16 protein-coding genes and 1 tRNA gene are annotated in these 18,686 nt (G+C 41.5%); 9 read left to right on the top strand and 8 right to left on the bottom strand.

The window, feature by feature from the left end:
- The first annotated feature begins 185 nt into the window (after window positions 1-185).
- From V7K40_RS09710 to V7K40_RS09700, 3 genes are read left to right on the top strand one after another with little or no spacing between them, the layout of a single operon-like run.
- Window positions 186-941: a TIGR04255 family protein gene (locus tag V7K40_RS09710; RefSeq protein ID WP_334958923.1), complete on the top strand. Its 756-nt coding sequence runs from the start codon at window positions 186-188 to the stop codon at window positions 939-941.
- Window positions 931-1,551, top strand: coding sequence for a hypothetical protein (locus V7K40_RS09705; RefSeq protein WP_334958921.1), 621 nt, complete (start codon window positions 931-933; stop codon window positions 1,549-1,551). Before V7K40_RS09710 ends, V7K40_RS09705 begins: the two co-directional genes overlap by 11 nt.
- Before the next feature lie 9 nt (window positions 1,552-1,560).
- Window positions 1,561-2,019 carry a hypothetical protein gene (locus V7K40_RS09700; protein ID WP_334958919.1) on the top strand — a complete coding sequence of 153 codons (459 nt, stop codon included), beginning with the start codon at window positions 1,561-1,563 and terminating at the stop codon, window positions 2,017-2,019.
- A gap of 208 nt (window positions 2,020-2,227) precedes the next feature.
- Here V7K40_RS09700 and V7K40_RS09695 read toward each other — a convergent pair whose 3' ends face one another.
- Window positions 2,228-3,535, bottom strand: coding sequence for an Nramp family divalent metal transporter (locus tag V7K40_RS09695; RefSeq protein ID WP_334958917.1), 1,308 nt, complete (start codon window positions 3,533-3,535; stop codon window positions 2,228-2,230).
- A 256-nt stretch (window positions 3,536-3,791) separates the two neighbouring features.
- Window positions 3,792-5,474 carry a SulP family inorganic anion transporter gene (locus tag V7K40_RS09690; protein ID WP_334958915.1) on the bottom strand — a complete coding sequence of 561 codons (1,683 nt, stop codon included), beginning with the start codon at window positions 5,472-5,474 and terminating at the stop codon, window positions 3,792-3,794.
- A 774-nt stretch (window positions 5,475-6,248) separates the two neighbouring features.
- Here V7K40_RS09690 and V7K40_RS09685 point away from each other — a divergent pair.
- The gene (locus V7K40_RS09685) at window positions 6,249-8,057 is read left to right on the top strand and encodes an ABC transporter ATP-binding protein (protein WP_334958913.1); all 1,809 of its coding nucleotides are present in this window, start codon (window positions 6,249-6,251) and stop codon (window positions 8,055-8,057) included.
- Window positions 8,058-8,096: 39 nt separating this feature from the next.
- On the top strand, window positions 8,097-8,525 hold the full coding sequence (locus V7K40_RS09680; protein ID WP_334958911.1) for a hypothetical protein: 429 nt from the start codon (window positions 8,097-8,099) through the stop codon (window positions 8,523-8,525).
- A gap of 67 nt (window positions 8,526-8,592) precedes the next feature.
- Here V7K40_RS09680 and V7K40_RS09675 read toward each other — a convergent pair whose 3' ends face one another.
- Complete coding sequence (locus V7K40_RS09675) at window positions 8,593-10,230, bottom strand: HEAT repeat domain-containing protein (RefSeq protein WP_334958910.1); 1,638 nt, start codon at window positions 10,228-10,230, stop codon at window positions 8,593-8,595.
- Between the two features lie 431 nt (window positions 10,231-10,661).
- On the opposite strand from V7K40_RS09675, the gene V7K40_RS09670 reads away from it, so the two are divergent.
- Both V7K40_RS09670 and V7K40_RS09665 read left to right on the top strand, forming a co-directional pair.
- Entirely contained in the window at window positions 10,662-11,492 is an 831-nt protein-coding gene (locus V7K40_RS09670) for a metallophosphoesterase (RefSeq protein WP_334958908.1), read from the top strand.
- Between the two features lie 300 nt (window positions 11,493-11,792).
- Window positions 11,793-12,626, top strand: a complete 834-nt coding sequence (locus tag V7K40_RS09665; RefSeq protein WP_334958906.1) for a metallophosphoesterase — start codon at window positions 11,793-11,795, stop codon at window positions 12,624-12,626.
- A 519-nt stretch (window positions 12,627-13,145) separates the two neighbouring features.
- Here the strand turns inward: V7K40_RS09665 and V7K40_RS09660 are convergent.
- The 3 genes from V7K40_RS09660 to V7K40_RS09650 form a co-directional block, all read right to left on the bottom strand.
- Window positions 13,146-13,913, bottom strand: a complete 768-nt coding sequence (locus V7K40_RS09660; RefSeq protein ID WP_334958904.1) for a hypothetical protein — start codon at window positions 13,911-13,913, stop codon at window positions 13,146-13,148.
- Window positions 13,914-14,209: 296 nt separating this feature from the next.
- On the bottom strand, window positions 14,210-15,667 hold the full coding sequence (locus V7K40_RS09655; RefSeq protein WP_334958902.1) for a DnaJ domain-containing protein: 1,458 nt from the start codon (window positions 15,665-15,667) through the stop codon (window positions 14,210-14,212).
- Between the two features lie 110 nt (window positions 15,668-15,777).
- Window positions 15,778-16,389, bottom strand: a complete 612-nt coding sequence (locus V7K40_RS09650) for a DnaJ domain-containing protein (RefSeq protein ID WP_334958900.1) — start codon at window positions 16,387-16,389, stop codon at window positions 15,778-15,780.
- 29 nt (window positions 16,390-16,418) lie between these two features.
- Here V7K40_RS09650 and V7K40_RS09645 point away from each other — a divergent pair, with 29 nt between their 5' ends.
- Both V7K40_RS09645 and V7K40_RS09640 read left to right on the top strand, forming a co-directional pair.
- Complete coding sequence (locus V7K40_RS09645; protein WP_334958898.1) at window positions 16,419-17,516, top strand: tocopherol cyclase family protein; 1,098 nt, start codon at window positions 16,419-16,421, stop codon at window positions 17,514-17,516.
- A 33-nt stretch (window positions 17,517-17,549) separates the two neighbouring features.
- Window positions 17,550-17,623: transfer RNA gene (locus tag V7K40_RS09640), tRNA-Arg, on the top strand.
- Window positions 17,624-17,875: 252 nt separating this feature from the next.
- On the opposite strand, the gene V7K40_RS09635 is transcribed toward V7K40_RS09640, so the two are convergent.
- Both V7K40_RS09635 and V7K40_RS09630 read right to left on the bottom strand, forming a co-directional pair.
- Window positions 17,876-18,544 (bottom strand): Uma2 family endonuclease, encoded by a 669-nt coding sequence (locus V7K40_RS09635; protein WP_334958896.1) that lies wholly within the window; start codon window positions 18,542-18,544, stop codon window positions 17,876-17,878.
- The gene (locus tag V7K40_RS09630; protein WP_334958894.1) at window positions 18,528-18,680 is read right to left on the bottom strand and encodes a hypothetical protein; all 153 of its coding nucleotides are present in this window, start codon (window positions 18,678-18,680) and stop codon (window positions 18,528-18,530) included. Before V7K40_RS09630 ends, V7K40_RS09635 begins: the two co-directional genes overlap by 17 nt.
- Window positions 18,681-18,686: the final 6 nt, after the last annotated feature.

The raw sequence follows: 18,686 nt of genomic DNA, 5'->3' as shown, positions 1-18,686 counted from the left end.
TTGCCAAGGAATCTGTTCAATCTGTTCCTTTACTCTAACAATTGGGCATTGGGGATTGAGGAGCGTGAAAAACTTTTTATAAGGACAGACTTAGATATCTTAAGATTAATAAACAGGAATCGTTTTTTTCGTTTTAAATTTGTAGCTTACTAAAAATCTGAGGTTATGCCGCAGTTGGGTAATTTATGACACGCCGTCAGTATCGTAATCCACCAATAGTAGAGGCGGTCTGTGAGTTTCGCTTTGCTCCTGGACAAGCATGGAATCTTACAGTGCCAGGCTTGTTCTATGAAAAAATAAGAGATTTATACACAGGTGAGCCACAGCATCAAAACTTAATAGCAACGGAATTTAAATCTGGGCAGATACCTGCAAATCCTGAGCTTACGGTAACACAAGGCGTGACTAAGCTGCTGTTCCCTTCCGCCGATGCGACCAAATTAGTAGGTGTGGGACCCGATACACTGAGCATTCATAGTCTTCGCCCTTATGAAGGGTGGGATGAATTTAGTCACAGAATTGATCAGGCATTCCAATTTTATTTAGAAGTTGCTAAACCTGTTGGTGTAACCCGTATTGCTATTCGCTACATAAATCAAATAGCTATTTCAGTTGATGAGGCAGTTGAGCTTAGTGAATATTTCACTGTATATCCTCAGCTGCCCGATGGTGTTCCAAGCAAAATATCAGGATTTGTGACGCGAACTGAATCAATTTATGAAGATATTCCAATTAGGCTAGCGATAACGTTGTCGGATGCCGGAGCGCCATCTGGAGAAGTTGTATTTATACTTGATTTGGAAGTTTCTCAAACCTGGATAGAAAAGTCTCTATCCCTTAAAGAAGTGCTTTTTAATTTACATGAATTAAAGAGCAGAGAAGGACAAGTCTTTGAGAGTTTGATTACTGATCGCACAAGGGAGTTATTCGATGTCAAATAAAGCCTCCTATTACCTAAAGGACGAACGTCACGATTCAGAGATAACAGCGTTATCTCAGATACGCAGCAAATTAACCCTACTTCCGCTTTCTCAATCAGCAGAAGGCTTACAAAGTGCATCGGTTGGGCAAAACTCCAATTCTGTTATTCTTGCGACAGATAGAACATCAACTGTGGGGAGTTGGAAATATCGGTCTAAGATAGCTTCTTCAGTTCAAAGGGTCAAAGCTATCTCTGAGCAATCTGATAATTATGCAGTCCTGGAACTTTCAAGCTGGAGCTATTCACCAGCCCACAAAACTCACAAAAGAATTGCTGAACTAGGAGCCGACAATGAAACTTATAAATACGCCATAGAATGGTTGAAGCAACTACGCACGGTTGTTGCTGCTAACCAAATGTGGTGGGGTGAACCATTGGTAAATCTAAGCTTTGACTCAGAAATAGTTTTTGAGTGGTGGCACGAAACCAAAAAGTTAACTGTTTATATTCTGGGAAATACCGCAGAATACATCAAAGTTTGGGGGACTGACATTGACAATGAAATGGAAGACGGCACGTCTTCATCACCTGCTGAACTTACGGCTCTCTGGAAATGGCTAGTTTCATAGAGGTTTGCAGTGAGCGATGTGGTTACAGATGATGAGCTATTGTATCGGTGCATTTTCCGTGGATTAGACAAATATTACCGCATTGGAGAGTTTGGATTAGAACTTACCTCGCAAGCATTTACAGATAGAAATCAAGCTCCTTCTGTTGATAGAGCAAAGCTTTGTGGTTATGACCCGCAATGTACACAGAAAAACCAAGATGATGGTGTCGTGAGTCTAATTACTGGCGAAGTTCGGATGATAAATGTTTCTCAAAATGATCAAAAAGGAAAACCTGTTTTTGATTACAAGATTGATGTTTGCCCAAGGGCAACTGATGACAATCCATCTCACGCACAAATTGAGCCATCTCCTGATTACACGAACAGAAATGTTTTTAGGAAAGTAGCAGAAAAGCTGGCACGGCTTGCAACTGAGAGAATTAAGAAACAGGATTGGGAGATTAAGCCAGAGGAATTACGAACTTAGGCGATAACGTATCACCTCGGCATGCCTAAATACGGTAATTAAAAACTGTATCATTTTCAAAGAAGCATAATGCCTTAGGATAAAAATGTTGTGGACAATAGGTCATTTATAATGAGTAGCATTTGAGTAGCGCGATTGCAATGCGTGACCAGCCCAATTCTATAAGTGCGATCGCTAAAAATTCATCTTAACTGGGAACTTATAACAGTCATCCCAAAATACTTTGTAATAGCAACCAAACATTTAAACCTACGATAACAATAGCAACTAACCAGGCTAAAGATTTTAACCACAAGGGATTCACAAACTCACCCATCAAGCGGCGATTACTTGTAAATATCACCAATGGAATCACTGCAAATGGTAACTGTAAGCTGAGAATAACTTGACTGAGAACTATGAGCCTACTTGTACTCTTTTCACCAAAAAGAATGATTGTTATTAACGCTGGAATGATGGCAAGCAGACGGGTTATTAAACGGCGTAACCAAGATGGAAAGCGAAATTGCAAAAAACCTTCCATTACAATTTGTCCTGCTAAAGTTGCAGTTAGCGTTGAACTTTGCCCAGAAGCAAGTAAAGCGATACCAAAAATAGCACTAGCAGCACTAACTCCTAATACTGGGGAAAGTAACTTATAAGCATCTTGAATTTCTGCCACATTCCGATTACCAGAAAAATGAAATGTTGCAGCAGACACAATTAAAATCGCTGAGTTGATAAACAGTGCTAATGACAAAGCAAAAGTTGAATCAATTGTGCCAAACTTAATTGCTTCCCATCTTTTTTCAGTATTATGTTGCCAATCACGAGTTTGCACAATTGAGGAGTGTAAATATAAATTGTGAGGCATGACTGTTGCCCCTAAAATGCTGATAGCGATGTAGAGCATTTCTGGATTCTGTAAAATCTCTCTCTTGGGCAGATATCCCAACAAAATCCCCCCAAGATCAGGGCGGGAAAACAGAATTTCTGCTGTAAAACAGATACCTACTGTTGCTACCAGCATTATTACCAGGGCTTCTGTATAGCGAAAACCTTTATGTTGCAGAAATAGCAATACCAGAACATCCAGCGCAGTGATGCACACACCCCATATCAAGGGAATACCGAATAAAAGTTGCAGTGCGATCGCACTTCCTAGTAGTTCTGCTAAGTCACAAGCGGCGATCGCAATCTCACACAGTACCCACAAACAAAAGCTTACCCTTCGGCTGAAATAGTCCCGACAAGCCTGCGCCAAATCTCGCCCTGTAGCAACTCCCAAACGTACGCATAGTGATTGAAGTAATATCGCCATCAGGTTCGATAGCAGGATCACTGTTAACAGAGTGTACCCAAACTTTGACCCCCCAGCGATGTCTGTTGCCCAATTTCCAGGGTCTATGTATCCGACTGAAACCAAATACCCTGGTCCTGCATAAGCAAACATCTTGCGCCAAAAGCCGCTGCTGTTAGGGACTCTAATAGTGCGGTGAACCTCTGGTAAGCTAGGTTTATTTTCTGGGGGAGTCATTTACTTTGCCGTTCAATCTTCTCATATTTTTTTCATAATTTCATAAAATATAGAATAAACATCAACCTTTAGGCAAGTATGGATGTTGTAGTACCTGAGTACATTATTATCAATACTCCCAACAGCACAATGTGTGAGCCTAACGGTTATGATTGGGTAATGCTAATCACACACCCTAATCTAAAAACGATAATAAGTATTAGGTTTTAGTTATGATTACAGGTATCTATTTTGCTCTTTTGATGGCAAAATATTGTCATTCATTTAATTCCATTAATTCTTTGGTTTTCAAATCAGCAGCTATCGGTTGAGAACATCCTTCAATCTGAGGAGAGATAAAGCAAATCGCATCTGTCGTTGTTTCAAAACAATTTGATAACCCAATTGTTTTTAACAATCCTGAACGTTCTAGTAGTTGTTTGACTTCGAGTTGTAAACCTGTAAGAATTAAGCAGCAATTGTGCCGTTCCAAGTCGTAGTAAATATCCTTTAAGGCTACTAACCCAGTTGTGTCCATATTTGGCACAAACCGCAACCTTAGAATTAAATACTTCACTTCCGGTTGATGGCGGACGAAGGTAACAAACCGTTCAGCAGCAGCAAAAAATAGAGGACCATCTACCCGATAAACGGCAATTTCCTTACCTAATTCCAGAGGAGTACCAGGGGGAAATACTTCGGTTTCAGGTATTTTGACTAGGCTCAATTCACTCATCCGTTTGATGAATAAGACTGCGGCTGCAATCAATCCCACTTCTACAGCCAGAACTAAGTCAAACAAGATTGTCACTAGCCAGGTGAGAATCATCACAGCAAAGTCGGAGTAGGTAGCATGCATTAATAAACCAATGGCTTTCCATTCAATCATCCGCACACTAACCACCATCAGAATGCCAGCAAGTGCTGCTAAAGGAATCTGTGCTGCTAGGGGTGCTAAAGTTAAAATAAAAATGGCTAAGGCAACGCCGTGAATTACCCCAGATAGTCGGGTTTTAGCGCCAGAACGGACATTGATAACAGTCCGAGCGATCGCACCTGTTGCGGGGATGCCACCAAAAAATGGCACAATAATATTTGCCAACCCTTGACCAATTAATTCGCGATCGCTATTGTGTTTTTCGCTCACCGTCATCCCATCAGCCACCACCGCCGACAGCAACGATTCAATACTTCCCAGTGCTGCTAAAGCCAAAGCGGGATTAATCAGTTCCCGAATCAACCTAAAATTATTCCAGTGGGGGATACCGTGGGGCATCGGTAAAGATTGCGGAATGCTGCCAATTGTGGGTACATCCAGATGGAAATAAGCAGCGATCGCTGTTGCCAACACCAACCCCATTAAAAAACCTGGTATCGTCGTATTGATCCTGGGCCACAAAACCGTGGTTGCAATCACTACCATTGCCAACCCAACAGCAGCCCAGTTTAAAGCTTCTACATGACTTAGACTTTGCCAAACTCCTGGCAGAAAATGTTCACTACGCGGTAGTTGTAAACCAAAAAAATTATTTAATTGACCACAAAATATAATCACGGCAGTACCATTGGTAAAGCCTGCTGTCACTGGATAGGGAATAAACTTCACTAGCTGTCCCAGTTTGGCAACCCCCAAGGCAATCTGGATAATTCCAGCCATCACCCCAGCAATCCAAACTTTCTCAATGCCGTACTTGGCGACAATTCCCACCAAAATCACAGCCATTGCACCTGTTGGCCCTGTAATCTGGACTGAGGAACCACCAAAAATTGCCGCTACAATTCCCGCCACAATAGCCGTGTAAAGTCCAGCTTTTGGTTCTACTCCACTTGCCACTGCAAAGGCTAAAGCTAAAGGCAAGGCTACCACTGCTGCTGTCAGTCCTCCCGTCAAATCGCCACGCAGTCCACTAAATAAGCTACCCAGACGCTGTGGTTTTTGGAGGATATCAGATATTGCCATATTCCATTTCAACTCTTATAGACAATTTGTTGATAGACAGATAGATGTCAGATGTCATATGATATCCGGGCAATTAAGCATAATACCCGGAACCTCAAAGAGCCTGAAGGGAAAAGCTCCTTTATTATAGACATCTCTGAAAAAAGTCAAAATTATAAAATTATATTGTTATTAACTTATAGCGGGCGATGCCTGCGGCGGGCTACGCCTACGCAGTCTTGAACGCCCATTTTGGTTTTAAATGAAGCTATCTTGACGGTGGATAATTAAACAGAAGCGGCAATCTGGCGATCGCTCGAACCGATTACAGTAGATCCACTGATAATAGTGGAGCAATTCCTTCTAATTTGTTGCAAATTCCTAATAGTGAAACTAATTCTCGATATATTAAACTCTGCAAAGCAGTTGATATTCCATCTCATCCAGCGCATTTTCCCCAACATATGGGAAGATAAAATCATATTTAATATATCTTACAAGGTAATCTTAGTTTATTTAATTACTTGGCGGATACAATCTTACCTTGTCTGACTAATTTTATCGGGAGCTTAGAATTATTAATTGAATCTTGTTTTCAGGCTTTACTTACCACTATTTTAATTTTACTTCCAGTGGAGATGGGAAAGCTTTGTTGATTTCGAGCAATTCTATTCCTTCATAAAATACTAGTTTAAGTATCTCATCAATCTGTCTGAATTAAGTCTTTAATCTTCCGACTCAGCACTCAGGACTTTGTTCTGTGTTAATATCAGTTGCACGAAACCGCAAAAAGCCGTGGCTACTGTATTAAAATCTCATCGGGTATCAAGAAGGCGTAAACATTCAAAGTATCCTCTCCAGCGTTTGCTTGAGTATGGACACCAGTATCGTAAACAAATTTGGCTGGCGACTACTTATTCTATCCTTAATAAATTTTTCGACTTGGCACCACCCGGCTTAATTGGCGTCGCGGTGGATGTGGTAGTCAAGCAGCAGGATTCTATAATTGCACAGTTAGGGGTACGCGATGTCTTTGGACAATTTTTGATTATTTCCTTCCTCACTGTGATCATTTGGATACTAGAATCTGTTTTTGAGTACGCCTACGCTCGACTTTGGCGGAATTTGGCTCAGAATATTCAGCATGACTTGCGTTTGGATGCATACAAACATTTGCAAGAGTTGGAATTGGCTTATTTTGAAGAACGCAGCACTGGCGGCTTAATGTCTATCCTCAGTGATGATATTAACCAATTAGAGCGGTTTTTGGATGGGGGAGCAAATGATATTATCCAAGTTTCCGCAACTGTTATAATTATTGGCGCTGCTTTTTTCATTTTGGCTCCTGATGTGGCGTGGATGGCTTTGTCACCAATGCCATTTATCCTTTGGGGTTCCTTTGCCTACCAACGACTACTTGCACCTCGCTACGCTGATGTCCGGGAAAAGGTGAGTTTCCTAAATTCGCGTTTGTCAAACAATATCAGCGGAATTACTACTATTAAAAGTTTCACCGCCGAAACTTATGAAGCCTCTCGTTTGGAATTAGATAGTGACGCTTATCGCCGCAGTAATAGCAAGGCAATTATTCTTTCTGCTGCTTTTGTACCGTTAATTCGGATGCTGATTTTGGTGGGGTTCACGGCATTACTGTTGTATGGCGGGATGGCAGCAGTTTCTGGAAGAATGTCTGTAGGTACTTACAGCGTATTAGTATTTTTAATCCAGCGCTTGCTGTGGCCTTTAACAAGATTAGGCGAAACTTTTGACCAATATCAAAGGGCAATGGCTTCTACTAATCGAGTCATGAATTTGTTGGATACTCCCATCGCTATTCATACAGGTGATGTATCGTTACCTGTGGATAAAGTGCGCGGGGAAGTGCAATTTAAAAATGTTTATTTTGCCTATAAAGATAGATTTCCAGTTATTAAAAATCTGTCTTTGGATATTCCGGCGGGGAAAACCATTGCAATTGTAGGTTCAACGGGTTCTGGTAAAAGCACTTTAGTCAAACTTTTGTTGCGGTTGTATGAAGTGCAAACTGGAAGTATTACTCTCGATGGCATTGACTTGCAAAGTTTGAATTTACAAGATTTACGCCGCTGTATTGGTTTGGTGAGTCAAGATGTCTTTCTATTTCATGGCACTATAGCAGAGAATATTGCTTATGGCAGCTTTAAGACTACAGAGCAAGAAATTATCACGGCAGCGAAGATAGCCGAGGCGCACGAATTTATTATTAACTTGCCCCAAGGTTATGAGACAATTGTGGGAGAAAGAGGACAAAAGTTATCTGGTGGACAAAGACAACGGATTGCGATCGCCCGCGCAGTCTTGAAGAATCCCCCCATTCTGATTTTAGATGAAGCCACCTCAGCAGTGGATAATGAGACAGAAGCGGCAATCCAGCGATCGCTCGAACGGATTACAGTCGATAGAACTACAATTGCGATCGCTCATCGTCTTTCAACTATCCGCAATGCCGATTGCATTTATGTCATGGAACATGGGAAATTAGTAGAGTCGGGAACCCATGAGCAATTGCTGGAGAAAGATGGGATTTATTCTAGTCTCTGGCGTGTACAGTCAGGTTTGAGATAACTTTCGCCTAAAGTTTTGTGTCTTCATTACGAATTATTTATGTTTTTTGGTAATAGTCAACCAGAATCAGGTGATAACAAGTGGCGTCGCCAGTTGGATAAGTTTGTGAAAGCAAATCAGCAAGAATTGGCGGCGCTTTTTTGGGGATTATGGTTAGCAAATGGTGACAGTCAGGGTACTGTTGGTATTGATTTGCAACCAACGCCGCATTTTGTTTATTGTCCGAAAGAGCAGATAGAGAATTTAAATATTAAGGTTGAGAATCGGCTTCAGGAAATTTTGGGGATTGTTGAGAATCATCAGCCGGATGTGGAAGTTGTGATGATTGGGATTGGGAAGGGGGAAATTAAGTTAATTCAGTTTGCACCGGAACCAGCGCCACCGATTTGTTTTGAGCAAGCTGGTAAGGACGTGGATGGGTTATTAGATGTGCTGGAAGAGAGGATGAGTGAAGAGATTGTTTTTTAACGCAGAGGAACGCTAAGGTAAGCGCAGAGGAACGCAAAGGAAGAGAAAAAACTCTGCGCTTATTAGTTTAGTTCATTGCTTTGTAGAAATCTGGGTAAGTCAGATTTTTGGCAGAATGCCAGATAATGTTAAACACAGCTTCGTAGCGATATGAATTGTTTCTGTAAAACTGTTTACTTAGATAGTCTTTTAGAGTTATGACTACTTGTGGTAAATGTTCGCTTTGAAGGATTTTTGTTAAACTATCAGCTATATCCAAGAGACAGGATTCATAGGGTAGCCGAATAGTGGCGTTGTTACAGCAGTTTTTATTGTCATCATCTTGTTGAAAGATTTGAAAAAATCGGATCAGAGTAGGGATAATTTCGTTGAGCTTCTGTTTCACCAATTTGTTTTCTAGATCGAGTTGTTCTAAATTTTGAACTGCATCCATTAAGATTAATTCATGTTGATACGGATTGCTTTCGCGTATTTGGCATAAAGTAGCGATCACCTTTGGATTACCAGGATCAATTTTTACTAGTTTTTCGGCTGTATCCAAACGTTCCAATTCATCTTGAGTGGTTTCAAGTATCTGAGATAACGTGCTAAGTGCCATTTTGTTACCAGGATCTAATTCTCCAAGATAGAAAGCAGCCCCACGAAGGAAACATTCATCCTGAGACGTTTGAATCCTCTCTAATAGAGCTGGTATAGCTATTTCATTACCTGGATCAATTTTTCCTAAACTCGCAACTGCATCGCATAATAGGTAATCATCTTTAGTGGAGGCGATTAACTCGATTAAAGTTGCAATTGCAGCTTCATTACCAGCACCAAAATGCCCTAAGTCTTTCACTGCTAAGTTAAGGTAAGAATGATCCTGAGCAGTCCTAATCAGCTCAACTAGAGCATTAATTACAAGTTGATTACTGGGGTCTATTTGCGATAGAATTCTAGCTGCTCCGTCTGCGATATACTGGGCATCATCTGGATGTTTTGGGGATTGACCTAGATTTTTAACTAGCTTGAATAGGACATTAATCGCAATTTGATTACTAGAGTCTACTTGTAAAAGACTTTTAGCTGCTTGCAAACGTTCAAAATCGGACTGAGAGGTTTCAAGTGTTTTGGATAAAGTAGCGATCGCAGCTTTATTTCCTGGCTCAATTTCCAGCAGATATGTAGCCGGGCGATTTATAAGCTCAGTAATTGACATTAATGCCAAGGCTGTGATCGCACTTTTATTACCCGGATCAAGTTTTCCTAACTTCTCGGCTGCAACTCGGAGAATTAAAAGACTTTCAGTAGTATGAACCAAATGAACAAAAGCGGCGATAACCCGTTTTCTATCAGTTAATTCCAAAGTTTTTCTGGCTGTCTTCACCAATGGTTTTGGTAGTATCTGCCAATCTCGCTTATCTTGCCGAAAATAAGCATAACTCCATTTCAGCACTTGAGAAGTGATCACATCCCCCAAACTACATTCTGGGAACTGGGATAAAGCCTCAGCCGCCAAAAAATAGGCGCGATACCGATAAAAATCGCCGCAGCTGTCATCAAAATCTATTAAAGCTTGGATAAAATCTTCTTTCTGCTCCTTATCCACATCCTTTTGGCTGAACCAGTGGAGAATCTTTGCTTTCCACTCTGGCTCAAAGATGCGGTAAGTGCCTTGATTTAGATTGCTGCGATCATGGTTAAAGAAATACTGCCAATCATGCATTGCCTCCTACCCACTTCGAGATGTGGGACGAAAGGGATTTAAATGAATATTGCTACATCAGTTGGCTTTTTGTCAAGTCTACATGTGATGAGTATCTGTAAACTTTTCCCTCTTATAACTCAAAAAAAGTAGCTGGGGAAATGTGAAAAAACTCTGCGAACAAACCCTGACCGTAGAGTTTATTTAGATACGTAATATCAATCACTCCTGTTCATAATCACAGGGTCGAATCTATATTTCCCCTCTTAAGAGAAATACACTATACTCTGACATAAATTAATAGCAAAGTGATAAATCATTTAAATAAGTATAAATACGCTAAAATCTAAAGCTTTCATGAAATTTTCAAGAAGTTGCATTGGTTACTACCCACAATCCGATAATGTTTAGTTAAGCTGTAAGCGCTATGATTGAGCTTTATTGAACGTCTTATGCATTGGTTGTTATCTGGGCCGTTGAGTACAGAGAAATTGACGGTTAAGATTGCAGGGTTGCCTGCATCGTTACAAGGTAAGAAGCTGGTGCAGTTGTCAGATTTTCACTACGATGGTTTGCGGCTGTCGGAAGACATGTTAGAAAAAGCGATCGCAGCTACTAACGAAGCTAAACCAGATTTAATTCTATTAACTGGTGACTACGTAACTGAGGAGCCGACGCCGATTCATCAACTGGTACTTCGACTCAAACATCTGCAAAGTCGCAGTGGTATCTATGCTATTCTTGGCAATCATGATATATATCATAGACAGGCAAAAGCAGAAGTTACAGATGCTCTTACTAGCATTGGAATTCACGTCCTTTGGAACGAAATTGCCTATCCACTTGGAAAAGAATTGCCACTTGTGGGACTGGCGGATAGTTGGTCACGGGAATTCCACCCTGCACTAGTCATGAATCAACTAAACCCCGACACACCCTGCATCGTTTTATCCCACAACCCAGATACTGCGGAGATACTGCAAGCATGGCGAGTTGATTTACAATTATCTGGTCATACTCACGGTGGTCAAATCGTGATTCCCGGAATTGGCCCTGCGACCTTATTTTACGAAAAGGTTGTAAAAAAAATACCCAGAAAAGTGCGGCGTCTAGTCCCATTTTTAGAAGTAAATGTTTCTGTAGTTAGCCATTGGGAATGGGCACAGGGTTTCCATCGGTTAGGAAAAAATCAGTTATATGTCAATCGTGGTTTGGGAACTTACCTCCCAGGACGCTTATTTTGCCGCCCAGAAGTTACTATAATCACCCTACAAGGTGAATGAGAAGGCAGGAGGTGGCCACTGACTTGTATTGAGCAAACGCAAGAGCGTCTCGTAGCGTAGTCGAAGTAGCTTTGCCGTACCACTTCTCTAGGAGACGCTCCGCGAAGGTGGAAGCAAGCTAGCAAGAGCGTCTCGTAGAGAAGTGCATCAGGAAAAACCCAGAACTAAATTCAGTGATTTCAAATAAATCAATTAGTTAATTGTATCTGGAGTATAAGACATAAATTATTGCAGTTTCTCAAGTTACATTTTGATTTTTGGTAAGCTGTAAGCGCTGGTATGAGGGGTATCGGTTGTCTTATGCATTGGTTGTTTACAGGACATTTAAGAGTAGATAAAATCACGGTTAAGATTGCGGAACTTCCTGCATCTTTACAAGGTATAACGTTAGTGCAGTTGTCAGATTTTCACTACGATGGTTTGCGGCTATCGGAAGATATGTTAGAAAAAGCGATCGCATTTACTAACGAAGCTGAACCAGATCTAATTCTATTAACTGGTGACTACGTAACTGACGATCCGATGCCGATTCACCAACTAGTGCTTCGACTCAAACATTTGCAAAGTCGCTGTGGTATCTACGCCGTACTTGGTAATCACGATATCTATTACAGCCACTCCAAAGCAGAAGTCACACAGGCGTTAACTAGTATAGGGGTACATGTGCTTTGGAATGAAATCGCCTATCCACTAGGAAAAGAATTACCATTGGTAGGATTAGCTGATTATTGGTCACGGGAATTCCACCCTGCACCAGTCATGAATCAACTAGACTCCGTTACACCCCGTATCGTTTTATCCCATAACCCAGATACAGCCAAGATATTGCAACAATGGCGCGTAGATTTGCAACTATCTGGTCATACCCACGGCGGTCACATCGTTTTTCCGGGCATCGGGCCTGTAGTATTTTATTATAAAAAGCTACTCAAACAAATTCCCAAAAAATTACGGCGTTGGGTAATATTTTTCCTGGGAGACTGTTCTAAAGTAGTGCGATATTGGGAATGGGCGCAAGGGTTTCATAAGATAAAAGAAAATCAACTATATGTCAATCGTGGTTTAGGAACTTATAAACCAGGACGTTTATTTTGTCCGCCAGAAGTGACTGTAATTACCTTAATTAGTCATTAATAATTCTGAACTTGTTTAGCTAATTCAAAGTAGAAACCGCCTGAAGCTACGATGGATAAATATCAGCAGCTTGGGGCGGTTTCTTGAAGATTAGAGAATTCAGAAGTAACTAACTTAAACTTTGGTGGACAGTATTTGCGATCACTTTACTCAGAATTGCACATCCTTATATTCCAACTAGGCAGGCATTTTCTGGCTGTGCGTTCGTAAAACCTCCAAAACAACTCATTGAACTTAAGGCAAAAACACATTCAATGGATGCCACAACTTCGGAGCGATCACAATATCATTAGAGCAGGAGGCACAGGCTCTAACTTGAAAGTTTTTGTTTAACTTTTAACCTGTTTGTACCTTGCTCTTAATCTAGCATTCTGTTTGTTCAGCTACAAGACACGTTTACTAAACTTGAATACCATTAATTTATCGCAACAATTTAGAAATATTGCTTAAAAATTGTCCCACTTGTTATATGTTGCGTTAATGCCAGCATTATCAAGTGGGCTGAAAGTTCAGAAGCCGTTATTGAGCAGAACCGCGTGTAGTAGGATCATCTGCGGTAGAAGAACCGCTATTAGATTTACTGTTTGACTGGTCTACTCCTTGAGGTGGAGTGGTTTTAGAGGTGTCACTTTTCGTATCTGGAGCCACAGTATTAGTAGAAGTATCGCCCTTGTTCTGCGAAGTCGGAGTATTACTCGTTGAACTCGTCGGGCTTTGTGTGGCTTTGGGGGTTGGCTGGGTTGCGAATGGAGCTTTTTGTGCCGCAGGCTGCTGGGGTGGAATAGTAATGTTAATATCTGGTTGGCGAGGTGCAGATGGAGGTATAACCTGCTGTTGTGGAACAGGAACAGCAACAGGAACAGGTACTTCCCTAGTTCTTTCGATTATCGTCGTTTGTGGTCGAGGAGCAGCACTGGGGGTTGGAATACTCTTACTTGGTACAGGAACCACGACCGGCACAGTATTGTTAACGGCTGCGTTATTCTGCTGGTTGAAGTACCAGACCCCACCTACAACTAAACTAACCAAGGAAGTAACAATAATACCTAACAACAAACCACGACTAGCATTGTTATTGTCACGCTCGGCTAAATCAGCTTGCTGATTGCTACGCTCAGTATTTCGACCTTCTACGTAACCCTTACTATAAGAGTTGGGATTATCTGTGCTGTTCTTGACTGTTTCAGTAGTTTGTGTCAAGTCAGTGTGAGTATTACCATTAATATCAGTGTAAGATTCTTGCTTAATTTCACTGTTTTTCCTTTCGTGTTCATTGGGAATGGACATAGCTGTTGATTTAACTCCTCAGATACGATATTGACAAACTAAAGCTTTGTAAGAACAAGAGGTTTTTATGAGTTGAAAAATGTATGTTGCTGATAAATATTGAGTTTTATTTGCTACCCAACTGCTGGTAATTCTCAGGATAACCTCTGTGATTAGCAAGTGGCTCTATCTCTAGGGAGTTAATACTCAATCAAAAGAAAGAGTACCTCCAAAGATAGATGTTATTAAACTGTCAGGTGATGCATTGATAAAAAATCTAGTAATTTACTGAAATCATCTAAATTTTTAATTTGTCGTTAGACATCGCAGTGCCAAATTTTAATTGTCATGTCTCGACTACCACTAGCTAGGGTTTTGCCATCGGGACTGAAAGCGACAGAGTTAACCCAATCCGAATGGTTATCCAAAGTGTAAAGATTTTGTCCAGTGCTAACATTCCATAGCTTCACTGTATGATCTGCACTACCACTTGCAAGATGTTGACCATCGGGGCTAAAAGCTACAGACCAAACATAACTATGATGTCCCGCAAGTGTGTTAATTAGCTTACCTGTAGTGATGTTCCATAACTTGATAGTCTGGTCATAACTACCACTAGCTAAAATTTGCCCATCAGGGCTAATGGCAACAGAAGTTACCCAACCTGAATGCCCGTTGAGAGTTTGCAGCAGTTTTCTACTCTTCAAATTCCACAGCTTAACGGTATTGTCTGCACTACCACTAATTAAAATCTGCTGCTTTGGGCAAATAGCAAGGGAGTAGACCAAGTAGGAATGACTTTTGAGGACGTGCAATAATTGTCCCATGCCTATATGGGAAATCTTGATAGTAGTGTCTCTACCGCCACTGAGGACAGTTTGACCATCCGGACTAATGATTACAGAAAAAACTGGGGTTGAATGTACTTTGAGGGTGCTGAGTAATTTACCTGTAGATACTTGCCAAATCATCATGCTGTTGTCATCACTTCCACTAACCAGATTTTGGCTATCTGGGCTGTAGGCGAGGCATCTTACCCATTTTGTATGACCAGTGAGAGTATGTAGCAATTTGCCTGTGTCGAGATGCCAAATTTTGATAGTCTTATCACTACTTCCACTAGCCAGAGTTTGCCCATCTGGACTAATTACAGTAGTAAAAACCCAGTTCAGATGACTCAGGGTGTGTACACATTTCCACGGTGAAGGTTGAGGTTGTGGTTCAGGTGGCTTCGGCGGTGGCGATGTAGGTTTGGGCGGCGTTGATGGCTTTGGTGTTGGTGATGAAGGTTTAGGCGATGCTTTTTTCTGTTTCAGTTCCAGTTCTACGGCATTTTTAAAATCAGACCAAGCTCTATTTTCATATCCTAGTTTTGAGCAAGCAAGCCCTCGGTATCTGTAGGCTTCAACGTAGTTAGGGTTAAGACGAATCGCTTGGCTAAAATCTTCAATTGCTTCAGTATATTTCCCTATTTGAGCTTTCTCCATAGCCCGTTTATAGAAACTTTCAGCATTGAATGTAGTGGAATCAATTTTGGTAGAAGTAGAAGCTGATTGATTTGTCTCACTTGGTTGATAAGACTTTAACCTTCCATAAGCTTGATTAATTTCTTTGATTTTTTCTTCCGCTTCTAGCTTTTGCTGCGGTTCGAGAAAACAATCTGGATGCCAAGTCTTAGCCATCTGGCGGTAAGCTTGCTTGACTTCCTCGACAGATGCACCTGGTTTTAACCCCAGAATATTGTAAACACGATTTATATCAAAGCGATCACTCATACTAGGAAATCAGCAGCAAATCAAACTATACTTAGTATTCCCAAGCATAAGTATTATCTAACTCAAGGTATGGTGTCGCCGTCTGAAGCGTCTTAAACTATATTCGCTTCTTACCTCCAACGCCGATTTAGCCGCAGTAAACTTTTTATCCCTTGACAAAATCTTTTTACCAGAGGTCTAGGCTTTGATACAGGTCTAGGTGAGCGTGATGTACATGCAGCCCCCGGATTTGTTAACTCTTGTTCTATTTGTGCAGCTTTATTTAAATCTGAAGCGGCTCTATATTCGTATCCGAGTTGAGAGCAAACTAGTCCACGATATTTATATGCGTCAATATAGTGAGGATTGAGACGAATCGCGTGGGTAAAATCTGCGATCGCATCTTCATATCTTCCTTCTGTAGCATTCTCTACTCCCCAACTATAAAAATTTTCTGCATCCCAACGATTGACAGATATTTTTGTGGGATTTGTAGGCGAAGATGAAGATGGGTTTTCAGGAGTAGGAGGCTCAGATGGACTTTCAGATTTGAGCTTGTTGTAAGCTGCGTTGATTGATTTGATTTTTTCCTCAGCTTCCTGTTTTTGCTTTTGCTCAAGAAAGCGATCGGGATGCCAAATTTTTACCAGTTGACGGTAAGCTCGCTTCACTTGTGCTTGTGATGCACCAGTTTTCAGCCCAAGAATTTCATAAGCATGATTGAGATCGAAGTCATCGCGCATACTGAAAAAATCGGCAACTATATAAATCTATGTTAACTATTCCCCTAAATCTCCTTCAATCAACCCAAACACCTCATTCTGGCTATCACTGGGATGGCAGTAGTCGCCGCTTCTTTGAAGGCTGGTATTACCGCATCACGTTACCGGAAATTGGGCAAACATTCGCCTTTATGTACTCCATCGAAGACCCCATCGGCGGTAAACCCTATAGTGGCGGTGCAGCCCAAATCCTCGGCCCGGATGATGAATATTTATGCCGGACTTTTCCTAATGTGAACAAATTTTGGGGTAGTCGAGATGTCCTGGGTTTAGGTCATTGGGGTAAAACGGATTTGCAAGTTTCTCCCCTATACCTGCTCCCAGCCGAGTTTGAGCATCATGTTCAAGAGGGTTATCAAGCCACAGCCACTTTAAATCAAGGAATTATTCGCAATGGCTCCACTAATAATTATTGCCGTTGGCAGTATGAAATTCAACCAGTATACGGTTGGGGCAATCAAAATAGCATTCAGCAATCAACCGCAGGCTGGCTCTCATTCTTGCAGATTTTTGAACCCGGATGGCAAATTTTGATGGCTCACGGTTTAGCCACCGGAAAAATTGACTGGAATGGCAAAATCTACGAATTTACCAACGCCCCAGCCTACGGCGAGAAAAATTGGGGTGGTGCTTTTCCCCAAAAATGGTTTTGGATAAATTGTAATTGCTTTGAGGGTGAACCCGACTTAGCATTAACTGCTGGCGGTGGACGGCGGGGTGTGTTGTGGTGGATGGAATCTGTAGCGATGATTGGGTTGCACTATCAAGGCAAGTTTTATGAATTCGTTCCCTGGAATTCACAAGTAGATTGGGAAATTCAGCCTTGGGGTAGATGGCAAATGAAAGCTAGTAACTCTAACTATGAAATTGAATTGACAGGAACTACGGATCTACCTGGTACACCTCTGCGTGCGCCTACAGCGGAAGGTTTAAGATACTGTTGCCGAGACACCATGCAAGGAAAGTTAAATTTAGAATTACGAGAATTAAATGGAAGAAAATCTAAAATAATTCTGAAAGCAGAAAGTTTTCTTTGTGGTTTAGAAGTAGGCGGCGGCTCTTGGGATAATTATTGGCAGTCTCGCTAAAATTACTGCTATGATAGTATATGCTTCATAGTTGGGGTTGTAGCTCAGTTGGATAGAGCGGACGCCTCCTAAGCGTCAGGTCGTGCGTTCAAGTCGCACCAGTCCCGTAAGCGAAATAAATCCCTAAGACCTTGATTGATAGTAGGTCATAGGGATTTTATTTTTACCAGTCCTAAATTGGCAGCAGCTTTTAGTGACTGACAAGACTGATGAAGTAGCATTAACTAAGCCGTCTGCTCAGAGTGTTGCCTGAATTTGAGCAATGTCAGAAAGTCCTCCAGAAATTCCAATAATAGAAAATGTGGAGCCGCCAGAGGTTAAACTGACGGCTTTAAGATTATCTGAGACAGAAATGCTAATCAGCGACTCATTCCAAAAATCTGTTCAGCCGTTAAGGGAATGTTCGGAAACAATCTAGAATCAATTCGATCCTGCTCTCGAAACACCTTTGGGGGTAGATACTCTGCACCTTCAAGTTGGTAGATTGTAATGGTTGGCTGCTTGGGAGAGCCAATAAACCGAATGCCACCAAAAGCAGCATAGTCCACAATTATGTACTCGAAAACGCCCAAGTCCTCATATTCAGCAAGTTTTGTCAGATAGTCGTCCTTCCAGTTGTTGCTAACGACCTCAATGATTCCGGGTGGTGGAATATATGCAGCAGCAGAACTAGAGCTAGTTTTCATCCTCTGCCATTCTTGTCTAGCAAATATGACAATATCTGCTTTCCGGCTTTTTTCCTTTTCTCCTGGTACTGTTTTGAGCCGAACCTGCTTGGACTGGCGCGAGATGTAAGGCAGGTCATTTTCTTGGCAGTAATTTTCTAAATAGGCACACAGTCGCTCGATCAAATCCTCATGATTTGCATTTGGTTCTGATAATGGCACGGGAATCCCATCCAATAGCTCAAAGTCTCTGCCTGAACCATCGTCCCAGGCAAGAAACTCTTCAAAAGTCAGTGGTTGTGTGACGGTTGCATACATCGCCCTCGCTCCCTTGCTGACGGGTACTTCACTCAATGCTACCAAGATGTACAGCTTTGTCTATGAGTTCTGGCTGATTTTCCTGCCGTAGTTCTGAAACAACGGCTTGAGGTTGGATAATAGAAGGCGATCGCAATTGGTGATGTAGTGCGATCGCCTTTTTGTGAAAATACCTTCCCATTACGCT

It is taken from the genome of Nostoc sp. (assembly GCF_036917195.1).
GTDB lineage: Bacteria > Cyanobacteriota > Cyanobacteriia > Cyanobacteriales > Nostocaceae > Nostoc.
The sequence above is the reverse complement of the archived record's forward strand: the minus strand, read 5'-3'. Positions and strand labels throughout refer to the sequence as shown.